The following is an 18260-nucleotide window of genomic DNA, read 5'->3' as shown; positions in this document are numbered from 1 at the left end:
GAATTTCGCTCAAAAATTTCCTGAAAAGGTTTCTTTCGTTTTTAAATCCCTCAGCGAAAACGAATCGACCGTACCGATACCCGCAAACTGAATCCGAACGCCATACACGCGACGTAGCGGTGTCTGGTAACGGGCTTCGTATACTTTCTGGTTATTAATAAAAATCCGGGCGTGTTTATCGATCACTTCCAGACGTATTGGCCCGCCCGCCCGTAAGTCCGCTCCTAGAAAACTTAAATCATCATGGTGGCCACTCTTGAATACGTCGGATGTTTGCAGGTCAATCCAGTGAACGCAACCCGGCTTCATAACGTCGAACATGTGCTGCGACGATTCGCCCCAAACCGTAATACCCACCTGCGAACAACGAACCCCGGCCCGGTCGGGGGAGGTTTTCACATGGGTAATCAATTCAAAGTTATCACCGTCGATAGAGGTTGGCTGGCTGTTAATAAATTCCATGAAAAACGTCCGGTTCGTATCGACGCCAGCATGGGCCGCTTCTAAAGTGCTAACGCTACGTTGCCCGTTACTAAAAAGGTGGTTTACCTCAATCGGATAGACCCGGCTGGTGTCATGCATCATATTGGCGGTAACTGTCCAACCCTTTGTTTGCAAATAGACAGTTACTGTATCAATATGTTTTCCATTACGTTCCAGAATGGCAAAATAACGCCCTGGCCGCTCGTAATAATGCGTATATACACTATCGCTCAGCGACATTATTCGTTTTTTGTTATCGCCAAACAGAATCCGATACGTAGCTGACTCATCGGTAGTGGAACGTCGCAATTCGAAAACGGCCGAATGGGGATTTTCACCCAGCGGATTCCGGCAAATGAGCTTCGCCGTTACGTCTGATTCAGTTTGCCGGGTGGTAAAAACAATTCCCAAAATCAACGCCAGCACTACAACAATCAGAACTGGAAACAGCCATTTTCGGGAACGAACGGGCTGACTTTCTTCTATGACCGAACGTACTGGAACCTGATTTTCGGCGACAGATTCTTTTGTTCGGGGAGTGGTTTTTCCGGCCAGTTGCTGCACTTGCACAAACTGCTCCCAACTCGAATAGCCAATGTAGTTAGCCAGTGCATTGCGGGTCGCTTTCTGGGGGAAATAGCGAACGTCGGTTTTGATTTTACCGAAAATACGCTTCAACGTATTGGGGCTAATCTGCACTTTGGTAGCCCGAAAAAGGATCGTACTCAACTGAACGTAGTCGCCATTGAGCCATTCGGCCGGGTTTGGCTTTCCATACGTTTCGCTGATTAACTGACAACAGCGGTCCAGATAGTCGTAAAACTCCGCTTTGCCTTGTCCATTCTCTACTACCATAACTATGTAACCTGCTGTCTATTAGAAAATTATCTTGTCCAAAATTTTGATTAGGGAAATGGTTAAGTCAGCTTGGTCTAACACCGTATAATCCAATTTTAAATTTGCTGTCTCCAAATTAACTCTTAATCAACTTCCATTTTTGGAAGGCATGAAACTACTAAATATCGAAAAAATATGCGACACAAACTTGTACTTATCTGTGCGCTTTTTTTGATCGGACTAATCCCGTCGTTCGCGCAAACGCGGCAACTAACGGGTAAAGTTACCGACGAATCGGCCAAAGAACTACCCGGCGTCAGCATTGTGGTGAAAGGAACGCAACGGGGGACGGTCACCAATGCAAACGGGCAGTATTCGCTCAGCATTCCCGACAAAGGTCCGGTTACGGTTACGTTCTCCTTTGTGGGGTATCAGAGTCAGGACCTGAACGTAGCAGATCAGGCAATTCTGAACGTCAGCCTGCAACCTAACGACAACTCGCTGGACGAGGTGGTGGTGGTGGGTTATGGTACGCAAAAGAAAAAAGACCTGACCGGAGCTGTGGCCACAATTGGATCGCAGGAGGTGGCTGGTCGGCAAACGATTCAGGTGTCCGAAGCATTACAGGGAAGCATTGCCGGGGTGTCGGTGACACGTAGCAGTGGCGCGCCGGGTTCGGGTTCCAGCATCCTGATTCGCGGCATTACAACCATCGGCACCAACAGTCCGCTGGTGATTGTGGATGGCGTGCCGGTGAGCACCATCGATAACGTAAACCCGAACGACGTAGAGAATATTACGGTCCTGAAAGATGCGTCGTCGGCCGCTATCTATGGCTCGCGTGGGGCTGCGGGGGTTATTCTGGTAACTACCAAACGGGCAAAATCTGGCCAAAGTAGTCTGGAATACAATTACGAGTACGGCGTACAACGGCCAACGGCTCAACCCAGCTACGTGGGCGTTCAGGATTACATGCGGTATTTCAACGAGCAATCGACCAACGACGGTGCCAGCACTGGGCCGTATTCGCAGGCACTCATTACGTCCTACCTCGACAGCAACCGCGTGAAACCCGATCTATTTCCGAATACCGACTGGCAAAAATCCATCCTGACACGTAGCACGGCGCCCCGTATCCGCCACGATCTGGTGTTTACGATGGGAACGGGCAAGATCAAAACGAAAGCATCGCTGGGTTACTCAAAAGCTGGGGCATTCTACGACAATCGTTCCTACGAACGCTACCTGTTCCGGGTCAACAACGATTTGCAGGTCAACGACAAAGTCAACGTCAACCTCGACGTATTTTTCAAACGTACCAACAGCGACGGTAATGCCAATGAGTTTTTATCCAGCAGCGCGTTTAACCCCATTTACGAAGCGCGGGTGATGCCACCGATCTACGACGATGTGTATTCGGATGGGCGGCTAGCGTTGGGGAAAGATGGCCGGAATCCGCTGGCGCAGATTCGGGATGGCGGTTTCTCACAAACCCGTAACAATCAGATTGGTGGCCGAATATCGTTCACCTATAAACCCATCAATGGCCTGACGCTGACGGCTCTGGTGGCGCCGATTTTCGACTACGACAAGAATAAATATTTCAACAAGCAGATTCGCTTTACCAACCCAAATGGTACGTTGAGCACAGTGGTCAATCAGGCCCGCACTACGTTGTCGGAAGGACGTAGCGAAAGCCTGAGCATGAACGGGCAATTGCTGGCCAATTATGTGAAAGAAATTAAAGGCGGACACACCATCGACCTGCTGGTGGGCTTTGAAGAAAACTACCGCTCGTTCGAATCGTTGAATGCTTCGCGAGGTGGTTTTGCCCTGACAGGATTCCCCTATCTGGATGCCGGTTCGACGGAGCTGCGCGATAATTCGGGCAATGCCAACGCGTCGGGGCTGCATTCGTTCTTTGGCCGGTTACAGTACAACTACAAGGACAAATATTTCCTTCAGGGAAATCTGCGGGCTGACCGCTCGTCGCGGTTTGCTTCACAGTATCGGCAGGCCGTGTTCCCGTCCATATCGGCTGGTTGGACGTTGTCGGAAGAAACGTTTCTGAAGAATAACAACTGGCTGTCGTTCCTGAAAATCAGAGGGTCTTGGGGTGAAGCGGGGAACGAACGCTTGCTCGACCGCAACAACAATCCGGCTTATTATCCGTATCAGGCAACGGTCGATTTTTCACAGGCACTGTTTTATCAGAATGGGGCTGTAGTGCCGCTTACCGGAGCCGGTCAGCAGGTGTATGCCGTGGAAAATATTTCCTGGGAAACCAGCCAGACAACCGACGTAGGGCTTGATGCCGCTTTCCTGAATAACCGCCTGACGGTGGCCGCTGATTATTACCTGAAACAAACTCGAAATATTCTGCTTCCGCTCGATATTCCGCTCTATATCGGCTACGACAAACCCAACCAGAACGCGGGCATCATGAACGTGCGGGGCTGGGAACTGGAGCTAGGCTGGCGCGACCGGGTCGGTAAACTGAACTATACGGTAGCTGCTAATTTTTCGGACGCCCGATCAACCGTTGGCGATCTGAGAGGCACTGAGTTTCGGGGCGATATGGTGACGCGGAACGGCAGCGAATACAACGAATGGTTCGGCTATAAGTCGACAGGGCTTTTCCAAACGCAGGACGAACTTGCCAATGCTCCGGTTCTGAATACCACGACCAAACCCGGCGATGTGCGCTACGTTGACGCCAATAACGACGGCCGCATTACAACCGACGACCGGGTACTTTTGGGCGGATCGCTGCCCCGCTACCTCTACGGCGGCAACATCCGGCTCGATTATCAGGGTTTCGATTTTTCGGTAGCGTTTCAGGGAGTTGGCAAACGATTGTCGCGGTTGCCGAGTGAGGTGAATCAGCCGTTTGCGGAAGCGTTTGGCAATATGCCCGCCGACATGGTTGGCAAGTTCTGGAGTCTGAACAATACGGCCGATCAAAACCGGCTCGCTACGTATCCCCGGCTGTCGCGGACGTCCAGTGCATCGAACTACGCGCTTTCGGATTTCTGGCTGATCAACGGTTCTTATTTCCGAACCAAAAACATCACCCTCGGCTACACACTGAAGAGCGACCTGATTAAACAACGGGCGGGAGTACAAACGCTACGTGTCTACGTATCGGCCAACGACCTGTTTTCGGTGAGCAAATTCCCGCGTTATCTCGACCCTGAATCGGGCAACTACGCCTATCCGATTGTAACGACACTATTGGCCGGAGCGACTATCAGATTCTAATGAAACGCTACGTATCATTTCCTACGACCTTATCATTCATGAAAAAACTGGTTTATTTTCTGGCGGTCTCGATTGGATTATCGGCTTGCCACACCCTCGATCTCAATCCGCCTTCCGAGGCTTCGACCGGTACGTTCTATTCGAATCAGACCGAGTTGGAACTGGCTGTCAATGACCTCTATCGGCTAGCTTTCTGGGGAAACGACAGCGAATTGTTCAGCGACAACGAATGGCACCGGGGCCAGCTTACAAATGCTGTAATTGGCGGTACGATGAACGCTGACGATGCCAACGTACAAACGTTCTGGCTCAACGCGTACAAAGCCATTGCCCGCGCTAATTCCTTTCTGGCCAACAAAGACAAAGCGGCTTCCAATACACCCGCCAACATCCTGCTACGTCTGGAAGCCGAAATGCGCCTGATTCGGGCGTATCAATATTCGCGATTGATTACCCATTTTGGCGACGTACCGTTTCTGACCGACCCAATCCTGCTCGAAAATTCATACGGTGTGACCCGAACGAACAAAGATGAGATTCTCGATTTTGTGTTTAAAGAGCTGGATTTTGCGGCCACAAACCTGCCTGTTTCCTACGCTGCTGCCGACGTAAAACGATTGACAAAAGGCGCGGCTCTGGCCATCAAGGCACGTACTGCGCTGTATATGAGCAAATGGGCCATTGCGAAAGAAGCGTCAAACGCCATTATGCAACTGGGCGCGTCGGGCTACGTTTTAAACAGCAGTTTTTCGTCGTTATTTCTGAAAGAGGGCGAAACCAGTCGGGAGCTGATTATCAGCATTCCCCGCGACGAAAAGCTTCAGGTATTCGGTGCCGCTGGCTACGTTCAGGACAACATTACCCGAAACGCTGGCGGTTTTGGTGCTCAATTGCCCACCCGCGATATTGTCGACGCCTTTGAATGTACGGATGGCAAACCCATCGACGAATCGTCTTTGTATGATCCGAAGGCTCCGTTCAAAAATCGAGATCCCCGCTTGACGGCTACCGTAGTAGAGTTCAATACGCAGTGGCTCGGCTATAACTACACACCGCATCCTGATTCGCTGATGGTATTTAGTTCACGATTGAACCGGCGGGTAACAAACAATGACACCCGTGCCGTGGCGGCTTTCGCCAGCTTTACTGGGTTCGTCTGGAAAAAAGGCATCGACCAGACCTGGGCCGACCGGCGGATTGAAGACAACGACGCCATTCTTTTCCGATACGCCGAAGTGTTGCTCACCTACGCTGAAGCCAAGATTGAACTGGGCGAAATTGACGCTAGTGTCCTTAACGCCATCAATCAGGTTCGGGCGCGGGCGTATGGCGTAGCCGTTGGACAAACGGCCTCGTATCCAGCCGTTACGTCGACCAATGTTGCCGCGCTACGTCAGCTAGTTCGGCGCGAACGACGGGTTGAGTTTGTGCGGGAAGGCTTGCGGTATATGGATCTGATTCGCTGGAAAACGGCCGAAAAAATTCTGGTAAAACCCGTTATTGGGCTACCCGATCCAACCGTTCAGAATCGTGCCAAATGGCCGTTCCCCGGTGTTACGCCCCTCGACAACGACGATATTGCCGACTACTCGGTTTTCGGGACTGATGTTAAAAGCCTGATTGAACGGAAATTCGACAAAAGCCGCCAGTACCTTTGGCCAATTCCCGCCGTAGAACGGCGCGTAAACCCCAACATCACGCAAAACCCTGGTTATTAATTTATGTAGGGTGTATGGCTCAAACAGGCTCTGACTGTTTGAAAAGAGTTACCACCCCCCAACTCCCTCCTAAAACAGGAGGGGGCTTACGCTCGGCGATTTTTAGCCCCCTCCTGTTTTAGGAGGGGGGTGGGGGTGGTAAACTTTTAACATAAATATACTCCCCATATCCTACCTCACATATTCTCTTTATTTTCAGATGAAAAAAATCATTCTGTCGGCTACATTACTGGGCTGGTTGCTTGGCCTGAATTACGCCGTCGCCCAATCAAAAAAGACGCCTTCGTTTAGCGGTATTTACCCACAACTGGCCATGTATAACAACGAAGGCGAATGCGGAACGGGAGCGGTTGTGCCTTGGGCTGGTAAACTCTGGGTCGTTACGTATGGGCCGCATTTGCCGTTTGGCTCGTCGGATAAATTGTATGAAATCACGCCCGATTTGAAGCAGATTGTTCGGTCGGAAAGCATCGGCGGAACGCCCGCCAACCGGATGATTCATCCCGAAAGTAATCAGTTATTTATCGGGCCATACGCCATCAACAGCGCGGGGCAGATACGCACGATTCCGTATAAAGCCATGCCCGGTCGACATACCGGAAACGCTCGCCATTTGACTGATCCGAAAGGTAAAATCCTGTATGGAACGATGGAAGAAGGTTTTTACGAAGTTGATGTTAACAACCTGACGCCCACAATGCTGTATGAAGACGGAAACGTTCGGCACAAAAAAGAAGACGACGTAGCGAATAATCATCAGAGCTCATTGCTGCCCGGTGCGCATGGCAAAGGGGTGTATTCGGGTCAGGGCGTTATGGTGTATTCGAACAATGGTGAGCCGGGGCCAAAAGCACTCGTACAGTTCGATATTGACGCCGGTTCGTTGTCGGAGTGGAACGGCAAAGATTGGAAAGTGGTACGTCGGAATCAATTTGTGGAAGTGACGGGTCCGGGCGGTATTTACGGGAATAAGAACCCCGAAACCGATCCGATTTGGGCAACCGGCTGGGACCATAAATCAGTACTGATGGGGGTGCGTGATAAAACATCCGGCTGGCATTTCTACCGACTTCCCAAAGCCAGTCACAGCTACGATGGCGCTCACGGGTGGAACACCGAATGGCCGCGCATCCGGGACATTGGTACCGACCAGCAGGCTGATTACCTGATGACGATGCACGGCATGTTCTGGAAGTTTCCGGCTACATTCACGGCATCGAATACGGCAGGCATTCGCCCCCGAACGGCTTATCTGAAAGTGATTGGCGATTATACGCGTTGGAATAATCAGCTTGTTTTTGGTTGTGATGATTCGGCGCAGAAGGAATTCCTGAACAAACGGAAAACGAAGGGACACATCGAAGGCCCCGGTCAATCGAATTCCAATCTATGGTTTACACCGCTTAATCTGCCCGACCAGCTTGGTCCAAACACCGCCGAAGGAGCCGTCTGGCTGAACGAATCTGTAACAGCTAACGTAGCATCGGAGCCGTTTTTGTTTGCTGGCTGGAATAACCGCTCGGCATGGCTGCAAAACAACGGCGATGCTGACGTAACAATTACGTTCGAAGTGGATAAAACGGGAAATGGCAACTGGACTACGTTGCAAACGACAAAGGTTAGTGCCAAAAACGCGGCTAACGTAGCGTTTCCGGCCAACGCATCGGGTGAATGGATTCGGGTGAAAACCGATAAAGGCACTAACCTTTCGGCACAGTTTACCTATTCCGCCAGCGATACGCGTACTACGTCGGCCAATGCGATTTTTGCCGGTCTGAGCAACGTAGCGTCGGCCAAAACGACGGGCGGTTTAATGTATGGTTTAGGGAAAGATCGGCGGGCGTTGGCTTTGGCTGCGCAGACGTATCAGAACGTTACGCCGACCGACGTAGGCTACTACGAACTGGGTGCCGATATGAAACTGGCTCGGAAAGAAAACCCAGCCGATCAGTCGTTTATCAAGAGCAAATTTGCCATTCCACAGCAGGTTGTAACAATTGACAAATCGAGTGTTCTGATTGTGGATGATAAAGGCCGTCGGTGGCGGTTGCCGTTGGGAAATAATTCGTTCACTGAGTTGACCAATCAGGCGGCACTACGTATCTGTCGCGAAGTAGCTACCGAACGCGATTTGCTCAACTGCCACGGTACGTTCTATGAATTGCCCGCCGAAAATGCCGATGGATACGCCAAAATCCGCCCTGTTTCGTCACATAATCTACGTATCAACGATTACGCATCGTACCGTGGGTTGCTGGTTATGACGGGTATTGATCTGAACGTAGCGGCTAAAAATGAGCACATTGTTGTATCGGACGATAAAAAGGCAGCCGTTTGGGCAGGGGCAATTGATGATCTATGGAAACTTGGCAAACCAACTGGTCACGGCGGCCCATGGAATGCTACGTCGGTAAACGTTAATGAAGCATCGGACCCCTATTTGATTGGTTTCTACGACCAGCGTAGTTTGAAACTGTCGCACAAAGCCACTACACCTGTTACGTTCACTATCGAAGCCGACCCGGTTGGTACGGGTGTGTGGATGCCGTATAAGACGATTTCGGTGCCTGCCGGAAAAACGGTTGATTACGCGTTTCCTGCTGATTTTCAGGCGCGGTGGATTCGATTTAAAACCGATAAAGCTTGTGAAGCCACTACGTTATTAGAGTATAAATAGTTTGCTTATTTAACCGCAAAGAGCGCTAAGGTTTTCGCAAAGATTCGCAAAAGAGATATACTCTGCGAATCTTTGCGAAAACCTTAGCGCTCTTTGCGGTTACTATCTACGGAATATAATACCCCAGATTATGCTTGATTTCCTTAAGCACGAACGTACTGTTCAATACGCCAATGTTCTCAATCTGAGAGAGTTTGTTCTTCACAAAGTCGTGATAGGCGGCTAAACTGCTTACGTGAATTTTAAGCAGGAAATCGACCTGACCACCCATGTGATAGCACTCCTGCACTTCTTCGAGCTTCTGCACTTCCTGTTCGAAATTATTGATAAATCCCTGATCGTGGTAGCGCATGGATACCTGACAGAACGTAGTGATGGGCTGCCCCAGCATACTTTTATCCAGAACCGCTACGTATTGCTTGATAAATCCCAGCCCTTCCAGTCGTTTGATACGTTCATAAACAGGTGATAAGGTTAGTCCGAGCTGGGCCGCCAATTCTTTCGTAGTCAGCTTTGCATCCTTCTGCAAAAGCCTTAATAATTTCTTGTCAATATCATCGAGTGTTTCCATGCCGAAAATTTTTCTACAAATAAATTCTCTGCTAAATCTAATCAGTAATTTTCGTTGAGATAGTTAGATATATCAACAATATTTTCTAATTTTTTCTATTTTGATATGTGAATTATCGGTAAATATAACTTTGTGCCGTAATACGATTGCACTTCATCAATAAAAATAGTTTAACTACTAGTATCCGTTTTCACAGGTTCAATTCATTGGCTATGAAACGAGAAAACATTTTAGTTATCGGGGCAAACGGTCAGATCGGCACGGCGCTTATTCCCCTTCTTCAGGCTCAGTTTGGCCAGAACCATGTCATTGCAGCCGATCTTCGCAAACCGCAGACCGAGCAGGGAATTTTTGAACTGCTCGATGCCACCAAACCTGAAGCTTTAACGGAGGTTGTTCGCCGGTATCGCGTTACGCAGATTTATCATCTGGCGGCCGTTTTATCGGCAAAAGGTGAAAGCGATCCGCTTTGGGCATGGAATCTGAACATGCAAACCGTGCTTAACGTATTGGAAGTGGCTCGTTTGCATAAGGTTAAAAAGGTCTTTATTCCAAGTTCGATTGCGGCTTTTGGCGAACATGCGCCAAAATATGAAACTCCACAAATGGCGTTTTTGGACCCGGCTACGGTTTACGGCATCAGCAAAGTTGCCACCGAAAACTGGTCGATGTATTACCACAAACGCTACGGTCTTGATGTTCGCTCGCTACGTTATCCGGGCGTAATCAGTTATCAGTCTATGCCTGGCGGTGGTACAACCGATTATGCCGTAGCCATTTTTCACGAAGCCGTTCAGGGACATAATTTTGAGTGTTTTCTTTCGGAAGATACGTTGCTGCCCATGATTTATATGGACGATGCGTTACGTGCTACGTTGGAGCTGATGGATGCGCCCGAAGCCAGAATTTCGATACGTACATCCTATAATCTGGCAGGTATGAGTTTTACGCCCGCCGAACTGACAAAAGCGATTCAGGTTCATTTTCCTCATTTTGTTACGTATTACAAACCCGATTTCCGACAGGCAATTGCCGATTCGTGGCCTAAAACCATCGACGATTCAGTAGCTGAACAGGATTGGGGCTGGAAACCCGCCTTCGATCTGACTCGCATGACCCAGGAAATGATTACTCATCTGACATCGGTTTATCAGCCGCTTGTCGCAACACATTAAACTATGTACGGAACGATCAAAGAACAACTTCAGCAGGAGCTGGACGGCATCAAAGAAGCCGGTCTGTATAAATCCGAACGTATCATCGTGTCGCCCCAATCGTCGGTCATTGCCATTCACGGCGGGCGCGAAGTCTTAAATTTCTGTGCCAACAATTACCTTGGTCTGTCGTCGCACCCCGACGTAGTACAGGCCGCGCACGATACGTTGGATACGCACGGTTTTGGTATGTCGTCGGTACGTTTCATTTGCGGTACGCAGGATATTCATAAGGAACTGGAAAAACGTACCGCCGAGTTCGTAGGTGCTGAAGACTGCATTTTATACGCGGCTGCTTTCGATGCAAACGGGGGTGTATTTGAACCAATTCTGGGCGAACAGGATGCCATCATTTCCGACGAACTGAATCACGCATCAATCATCGACGGCATTCGGTTGTGCAAAGCCAAACGGTTCCGGTATAAGCACAACGACATGGCCGATCTGGAAGCGCAGTTGAAAGCCGCTACGGGGTCGCGTCGGATTCTGGTTGTAACGGATGGCGTTTTCTCGATGGATGGGACCATTGCCCAACTCGATAAAATCTGCGATCTGGCCGACCAGTACGGGGCCATGACAATGGTCGATGAGTGCCACGCCAGCGGATTTATGGGCAAAACCGGTCGTGGTACGCCCGAACACCGCAACGTTGTAGGACGTATCGATATCATTACCGGTACGTATGGAAAAGCACTCGGGGGCGCATCAGGGGGATTTACGGCGGCTCGTAAGGAAATTGTCGAATTGCTACGTCAGCGGTCGCGTCCTTACCTGTTTTCCAATACGTTAGCTCCGACGATTGTTGGTGCATCACTGAAAGTGCTTGATATGCTGCAAGGCTCAACGGCGCTACGTGACAAACTTGAATCGAACACGAAATACTTCCGCGACGCCATGACTTCGGCTGGTTTCGATATTCTTCCCGGCGAACATCCGATTGTACCCATCATGCTGTATGAGGCACCGCTGGCGCAAAAATTTGCCGCCCGACTATTGGAAGAAGGCATTTACGTAATTGGTTTCTTCTATCCGGTTGTTCCCAACGGCAAAGCTCGGATTCGGGTGCAGATTTCAGCAGGGCATGAGCCAGAGCATCTGGAAAAAGCTGTGGCTGCGTTTACAAAAGTTGGTCAGGAACTAGGTGTCATTCCAGCCGCAGAATTAGTGAAATAGAACACCTTCATCAACAAATGAAACGCGTCGATAACCTGGGTTGTCGGCGCGTTTTCGTTTATGGTCTAAATGGACCAAACAGACTCCGGCTGTTTGATCAGATGGCTGAGATGTAGCTATAAACTAAACCTACGGTTCAAACAGCCGGAGCCTGTTTGGGCCGTAACCTAATCCCGAGGAGTTTCCTGTTCACTGAACGGGTAAAATAACATTAGGCGATTCTGGGAGTTAAAAAGAGAGGATAAGGCTGTTCGAGAAGCCTTCGTCCTGATAAACTTCGAGGCTGATTTCGTTGCTAATCAGTCCATCACGCTTCTATTGTTAGAGCAATCCGTTTAGGTCAATATGGTTGTTAAAGTTTCATTCAATATACTAGTAGTCAGCTTATTTTCATGGTTAATAATCGGGCCGACACAGGCGCAGGATACAACTAAGCCGATACGTCCGGAAGTTGTCCAAACGATTCCAGATACGTTATTATTTAAAATACAGAAGGCGCAATCGGTCATAACCGAAGTAAAGGCGGCTAATAAGCGAGGGTATGGCGTTTCGCGTATACGTAATGGGTTAGCGAATGTAAAAGCCAACGTATCGCCCATTGCCGCAGATATTCAACGGAATAGGAAAAAGATCGATGCCAAAAGCCTGACCAATTACAGCATTATTCTGAACGATGGGCTGAAAAAACTGGCTGAATGGCGGACTACACTCTCAAAATCGACGAACGATATACAGCGAAACCTCGATAATGTTCTGGCCCTGAGCAGTGATTCCGTGCTAATAGTGGCGGGAAGTGATTCGACAGAAAAAAAGCTGTATGTTGATCAATTATCGGGCCTGAAAGTTCAATTGCAGGATGCGGGTATCCGCACTAGTGGCAAACTGGATACCGTTAGCCGTTTGCTGGCCGACGTATCGGGAACGTATTTAAGCATAAGTACGCTGCAAACCAGCATCAACGAGCAACTACAGAAGTCGACAATAAATGCATTTCAAAAAGAGTCGCCGTATTTGTGGGAAGCGCCTGATTTGCCCAATGTCAATACATTACTGACTGCCTTTCAGGCGAGTTATGAGGGGCAAAACAAGATACTGAGCTTTTTCTTTTCGTCGAACTGGGACAATCGGTTTTTGCTGGTTCTGCTGGCTGGCTTATTTTTTATCTGGGTGTTTTCCAACTACAAAAAAGCCCGTACAGCAACGCTACGTAAGGAAATTGGGCTTCTACGTTATGAAAACCTGAAGCCTGTTCCAATCGTAGCCTCGTTGCTGGTGCTGCTTATTCTGGCGCCTTTATTCGAGCCGTATTCGCCTTCGTTATACATCGAAATTACCCACCTTCTTTTATTCATAGTTCTTTCCATTCACCTATGGCCGCAGTTTTCGAAGCATGATACGTGGATGTGGTTGTCGATGGGAGGTTTATACGTAGCATTGCTGTTAGTCAATACGTTAGTGGCTGATTCTATTGTGATGCGGCTTGGCCTGATCGGGCTGGACGTAGCGTTTTTGTATATTGGCATTGTCTTTTTTAGCCGATTGCAGCGGAAATATTCGCGTAATCGACTCAGTCGGTCAGTTAGTAAGCTGTATCTGATAGGGTTGGGGCTGGCCATCATCCTGAACGTTCTGGGTCGCATGACGCTGGCGAAAGCCTTTAGCATTACGTCGGTTATTGGGTTGATTCAACTGATGGGGCTGGGCGTTTTTATAGAAATAATGCTTGAAGCGTTGGATCTTCAAATTAAAATAAGTGCCAGCTCGGCAGGAGTTTTCTCCCGTGTGAATATCAATCATACCCGTCGATCTATCAAAAAGGGGTTAGCTTTTGTCGCTATTCTGTTGTGGGTGCTTGTGTTCTTTATCAACATCGGAATCGTAGACTGGGTCTTTGCCTTACTCGCTAAATTCCTGACCCAATCCCGTACGTTTGGCAGCATCAGTTTCACGCTGGGCAATGTGCTGTCGTTTTCCATTATTATTTACCTATCGAGTCTCTTACAAAAGAAAATCGGCCTGTTTTTTGGCGAAAGTCAACTGCCCGTTACAGACGGGAAAGTCGGACAATTAAGCTCGGTTCTGGCTTTGGTTCGACTGGTAATTATTGTTGTTGGTGTATTGCTGGCCGTTGCGGCTTCAGGTATTTCAATTGATAAATTTACCGTTGTGCTGGGTGCCCTGAGCGTAGGTATTGGTCTGGGTATGCAAAATCTGGTAAACAACTTTGTATCAGGTATTATCCTGATTTTTGAAAAGCCGTTTCAGATTGGCGACTATGTAGAGTTGGGCGATAAAAAAGGGAGAATCCGCGACATTGGTATTCGTTCGAGCAAGATGATCACTGCGCAGGGATCGGAGGTAATTATTCCTAACGGCGATTTACTGTCGAACCGACTCGTGAACTGGACATCCAGCGAAACGTACCTGAAATCAGAATTTACACTGAAAGTAAGCGCCGATACCGACCTGCAAATGATGCAGGACATCATAAAAACGGAAGTTAGTAAGCTGGATGAAGCGATAAACACAATGCCACCGGAGATACTGATTACAGCCATCGGCGGAGATAGTGTAGAACTAAAAGTGCTGGTCTGGATACGTAGTATTTATTCGGAAGCGAGTATTAAAAGTCAGTTGCTACAACGATTACTGACAACGTTTAAAGAAGCAAATATTAAGGTTATATAGTCCTTGATACGTAGTAAAAGAAAACAAATCGAACTCTGGCAATCAGCGTAAAGTAAAAAATAGCTTCTTCGGGTCTTTCTCAAAATACTGATCAATTGACAGTTGCCAGACTCTGTCGGAGTTGGTGTTTACCTTTCCTAAACCGTTTAAAATAGTCAACGATGAAGCCGTCAAGACGTAATTTTCTGCAGTCGCTGGGTGTTAGCGTGGCCGGTCTGGGCGTATCGACCCCATCTTTAGCCTCTCCTTTAAATCCGCCAAAGTTAGCTAAGCCGTCGGGCGATGACCAGGTTCTGTTTGTGGGCGATAATATTGCTATTGCCAACACCGAATACGGTAAAGTTCGTGGATTTATTCTGCGTGGAATTCATCAGTTTTTAGGCGTTCCGTATGGGGCCGATACGTCGGGCAAAAACCGATTTATGCCACCGCAAAAACCCGCTTCATGGAACGATATTCGTCCGACGCTCTGGTGGGGAAATTCGGCTCCGCAGATCATGGAAAAACGCTATGCCAATCAGTACGCATCTTTCGTGGATCACTGGAATTACGATGACGTATCGGAAGATTGTCTGAAGATAAACGTCTGGACACCAGCGCTGGATTCGCAGAAACGTCCCGTAGTTGTCTGGTTGCATGGTGGTGGCTTTGTGAATGGAAACGGTATCGAACAGGATGGCTATCACGGCGAAAATCTGGCTCGTCATGGAAACCTTGTTTTCTGTTCGCTCAATCACCGACTGGGTTCGCTTGGCTACACCAATCTGAAAGCAGCGGGCGGCCACGAAGCGTCGGGCAATGTGGGGAATCTGGATATGGTGGCAGCTCTTGAATGGGTCAAGAGAAACATTGCCAATTTCGGTGGCGATCCGAATAACGTAACCATAATCGGGCAGTCGGGGGGAGGAGCGAAAGTTACTACGTTGATGAACATGCCATCGGCCAAAGGTCTGTTTCATAAGGCCGTAGCATTGAGCGGTAGTTCGCTGGCGGGTGTTAATAAAGAATACTCAGAAAAGCTGGGATTGAAAGTGATGGAAGAGGCAGGACTAAAACCCGGCGAAATCGAGAAACTTCAACAAATACCCTGGCGAGAATACATCGACATTGCCAATCGGGCCACTGAAAAAATGGCCGAGGAAGCCAAACGGCTAAACATTCAGCGCGGTGGTTATAGTCCAGTGGGCGATGGCAACTACATGGCCGAGGGCGCTTTCTTCCGTGACCCGAACCATTTTTCGGCTAACATTCCGCTAATGCTCTGTACTACGTTCCATGAGATGAATCCGAACCGGACGGATGCTACGTTGGAAAGCGTTTCACTGGCTGACGTAAAAGAAAAAATTAAACCACGTTTCGGCGATAAATCGGGCGATATTGTCGATGCGTATGCCAAGAATTTCCCTAAAGCCCGGCCGATTGAAATTTGGGCGTTGATCGTCTCGAACCGTAAGAATGCGGTGGCCGCTGCCGATGCGAAAGCCGCTCAGCAGAAAGCACCTGTCTACGTAGCGTGGTTCGGATGGCAACCCCCGCTGTTCGACGGTCGGATGCGGGCGTTCCATTGCGATGATATTTGCTTCTGGTTTTATAATACCGATCTGATGCTCACCCATACAGGCGGAGGAAAGCGACCCAGAGCGTTGTCGGAAAAGATGGCGGGTTCGTTTATCAACTTCTGTAAAACTGGCAATCCAAATGGCGGAGGTTTACCCAACTGGAAACCGTACACGACACAAAATGGAGAAACCATGATTCTGGACGATGCCCCCGCCCTAACCAACGACCCCGACCGCGAAGCTCGGAAAGCACTAGTCTAACAATAAACCTGAATTCACTACTCGTCCGCGATACAATCACGGACGAGTAGTGAATTGGCTGTACGTTCTGTTTTCTTATTGTTTATAAGTATCCCAAAGAAGTTTACCTTCAAAGTCGATTTTATATTTTGTCTTAGAAAAATCTGTCAGTTGTATACCATCAGATTCAATTTCAAACACCTCTTCATTATCGAAAGAAACAAATATATCGGCTCCTGAAAATTCCCATTTTATGTCTCCTTCTTTGGTTAACATCGTTATCTGAAGTTCGCCATGAATAATATAGTTTTCCTCGTGATTGAAAATTTGGAAGCAAGTTGCCTGATCTGCTGTTGTTGGCCAGTTAAGGTTAAGTTCAGGAAATCCTATACAGAAAATTGTACTACTACAACAGATAACCAATTGGTCATTATCAAAAACAGATGAGTTTTTATGAAGCCTTGTTGCTCCGCCCGAACCAACAATAAGACAACTGTCAATGATTTGATTGTCACTATAAAGTTTGATGCCATATTTTGACGTTGGATAATCTTGAGCATCTTTACCAAAGTATGTTTTTGAATAACTGAAATTGTTATCAGTTGAACCATAACTATAGGTTGATTCATCTATTACCTCAATCTCCAAGTTTTTATAGCTATACCGGTTCATTTTGGGAATCAAAAAGGACGATTCGGGTGTAATGTGCATTGCACCAGTCGGTTTTATCAGGATGTAATAATCACCGATTGCTTTTTTTACCGTTCCCGAACAACCAGTTCCGGCTCCAGAACAATTTTTTGTAATTCAGCTCCGTTCAACGTACCGTTGTTCAGATGCATGAGAATGTTAGCGGCTGTGAAGCCGATTTTGTAAGGATGCTGTTCTACCGACGCTAGTGGCGGATATTCGAGATACGTAGTGAGTGGGAGATTGGAGAAACTGACGAACGAAATATCCTGATTGATACGTTTGCCCCGGTTTCGGCACACCTGCATGGCATCGAGTGCTACGTAGTCGTTGAAGGCCAGTACTGCATCGGGTTGGGCCACATCGAGCAATTGATTCATTTTCTCGGTAATGTCGGTCGTCGTTAAATCGACCCGTTTAATCAGCGAGTTTTCGACCGAAAGTTTCGCTTCGATCAAGGCTTTAACGTAGCCGCGATACCGTTCTTCGCTGGCTACCAGTGGCTGCGGTCCATTCAGCAAAGCGATACGTTGACAACCTCGTTGCGCAAGCCATTTGGTGGCTTCAAAAGCGCCTTTTTCCATGTTACATTCGACCTGATGCGTGTCTATTTTGGGCGGAATCCGATCAAGCAATACCACGGGAATACGTCGGTTAAGCAATCGCTGAATATGGTCGAATTGTTGTGATTCTTTCGCGACCGATAACAATACCCCGTCGACCTGATTCGACGCCAACGTTTCCAGAATCTGTTTTTCCCGGTCATAACGGTCGTGCGATTGATACAAAGCAACCGTAGAGTGAGCCGCAAAAACGACTTCTTCAATGCCATTTACCACTTCCGAAAAGAAATTTTCCCGAATCTCAGGCAGCACAACCGCTATAATTCCCGTTCTGCCCTGCCGCAAATTTCGGGCGGTAATACTGGGAAAATACTGTAACTGCTCGGCCAAGGCACGAACTGCCTGTTTGGTTTGCGCACCAATGCGCGGACTATCCTGCAACGCTCTCGATACGGTCGATGGTGAGATACGTAACTGGCGGGCAATCTCCTTTATCGTAATAGATTCTTTCATCGACGGTCGATTGGCCCAAATCTAATTAGCTTCATAAAGCCAAAATATAAAAATAAATGTCGCTTCAGACAAA

At 48.3% G+C, this 18260-nt stretch carries 11 protein-coding genes; 7 read left to right on the top strand and 4 right to left on the bottom strand.

The window, feature by feature from the left end; all coding sequences use genetic code 11:
* Positions 1-9 precede the first annotated feature (9 nt).
* On the bottom strand, positions 10-1338 hold the full coding sequence (locus tag ACYVD4_RS17225; protein WP_460947898.1) for a hypothetical protein: 1329 nt from the start codon (positions 1336-1338) through the stop codon (positions 10-12).
* A 177-nt stretch (positions 1339-1515) separates the two neighbouring features.
* Between ACYVD4_RS17225 and ACYVD4_RS17220 the strand changes: the two genes are divergently transcribed.
* From ACYVD4_RS17220 to ACYVD4_RS17210, 3 genes are all read left to right on the top strand, one after another.
* Positions 1516-4581 (top strand): SusC/RagA family TonB-linked outer membrane protein, encoded by a 3066-nt coding sequence (locus ACYVD4_RS17220; RefSeq protein ID WP_460947896.1) that lies wholly within the window; start codon positions 1516-1518, stop codon positions 4579-4581.
* 38 nt (positions 4582-4619) lie between these two features.
* Positions 4620-6299: a RagB/SusD family nutrient uptake outer membrane protein gene (locus tag ACYVD4_RS17215; RefSeq protein WP_460947894.1), complete on the top strand. Its 1680-nt coding sequence runs from the start codon at positions 4620-4622 to the stop codon at positions 6297-6299.
* 199 nt (positions 6300-6498) lie between these two features.
* A complete protein-coding gene (locus ACYVD4_RS17210) occupies positions 6499-8976 on the top strand; it encodes a hypothetical protein (protein ID WP_460947892.1) in 2478 nt (825 codons plus the stop codon).
* Positions 8977-9082: 106 nt separating this feature from the next.
* Here the strand turns inward: ACYVD4_RS17210 and ACYVD4_RS17205 are convergent, their stop codons facing one another.
* Positions 9083-9547 (bottom strand): Lrp/AsnC family transcriptional regulator, encoded by a 465-nt coding sequence (locus ACYVD4_RS17205; protein ID WP_460947890.1) that lies wholly within the window; start codon positions 9545-9547, stop codon positions 9083-9085.
* Positions 9548-9759: 212 nt separating this feature from the next.
* Here ACYVD4_RS17205 and ACYVD4_RS17200 point away from each other — a divergent pair, with 212 nt between their 5' ends.
* The 4 genes from ACYVD4_RS17200 to ACYVD4_RS17185 all read left to right on the top strand — a co-directional run bounded on the left by ACYVD4_RS17200 (position 9760) and on the right by ACYVD4_RS17185 (position 16442).
* On the top strand, positions 9760-10722 hold the full coding sequence (locus ACYVD4_RS17200; protein ID WP_460947888.1) for an NAD-dependent epimerase/dehydratase family protein: 963 nt from the start codon (positions 9760-9762) through the stop codon (positions 10720-10722).
* Between the two features lie 3 nt (positions 10723-10725).
* Positions 10726-11934 (top strand): glycine C-acetyltransferase, encoded by a 1209-nt coding sequence (gene kbl / locus ACYVD4_RS17195; RefSeq protein ID WP_460947886.1) that lies wholly within the window; start codon positions 10726-10728, stop codon positions 11932-11934.
* 345 nt (positions 11935-12279) lie between these two features.
* Positions 12280-14622 (top strand): mechanosensitive ion channel family protein, encoded by a 2343-nt coding sequence (locus tag ACYVD4_RS17190; RefSeq protein ID WP_460947884.1) that lies wholly within the window; start codon positions 12280-12282, stop codon positions 14620-14622.
* A 161-nt stretch (positions 14623-14783) separates the two neighbouring features.
* The gene (locus tag ACYVD4_RS17185; protein ID WP_460947882.1) at positions 14784-16442 is read left to right on the top strand and encodes a carboxylesterase/lipase family protein; all 1659 of its coding nucleotides are present in this window, start codon (positions 14784-14786) and stop codon (positions 16440-16442) included.
* A gap of 75 nt (positions 16443-16517) precedes the next feature.
* Here ACYVD4_RS17185 and ACYVD4_RS17180 read toward each other — a convergent pair whose 3' ends face one another.
* Both ACYVD4_RS17180 and ACYVD4_RS17175 read right to left on the bottom strand, forming a co-directional pair.
* Positions 16518-17069, bottom strand: coding sequence for a hypothetical protein (locus tag ACYVD4_RS17180; protein WP_460947880.1), 552 nt, complete (start codon positions 17067-17069; stop codon positions 16518-16520).
* A 110-nt stretch (positions 17070-17179) separates the two neighbouring features.
* A complete protein-coding gene (locus ACYVD4_RS17175; RefSeq protein ID WP_460947878.1) occupies positions 17180-18187 on the bottom strand; it encodes a LacI family DNA-binding transcriptional regulator in 1008 nt (335 codons plus the stop codon).
* Positions 18188-18260 lie beyond the last annotated feature (73 nt).

It is taken from the genome of Spirosoma daeguense (genome assembly GCF_054776875.1).
Note: the sequence above shows the minus strand (reverse complement) of the source record. Positions and strands in the feature narration are given on the sequence as shown.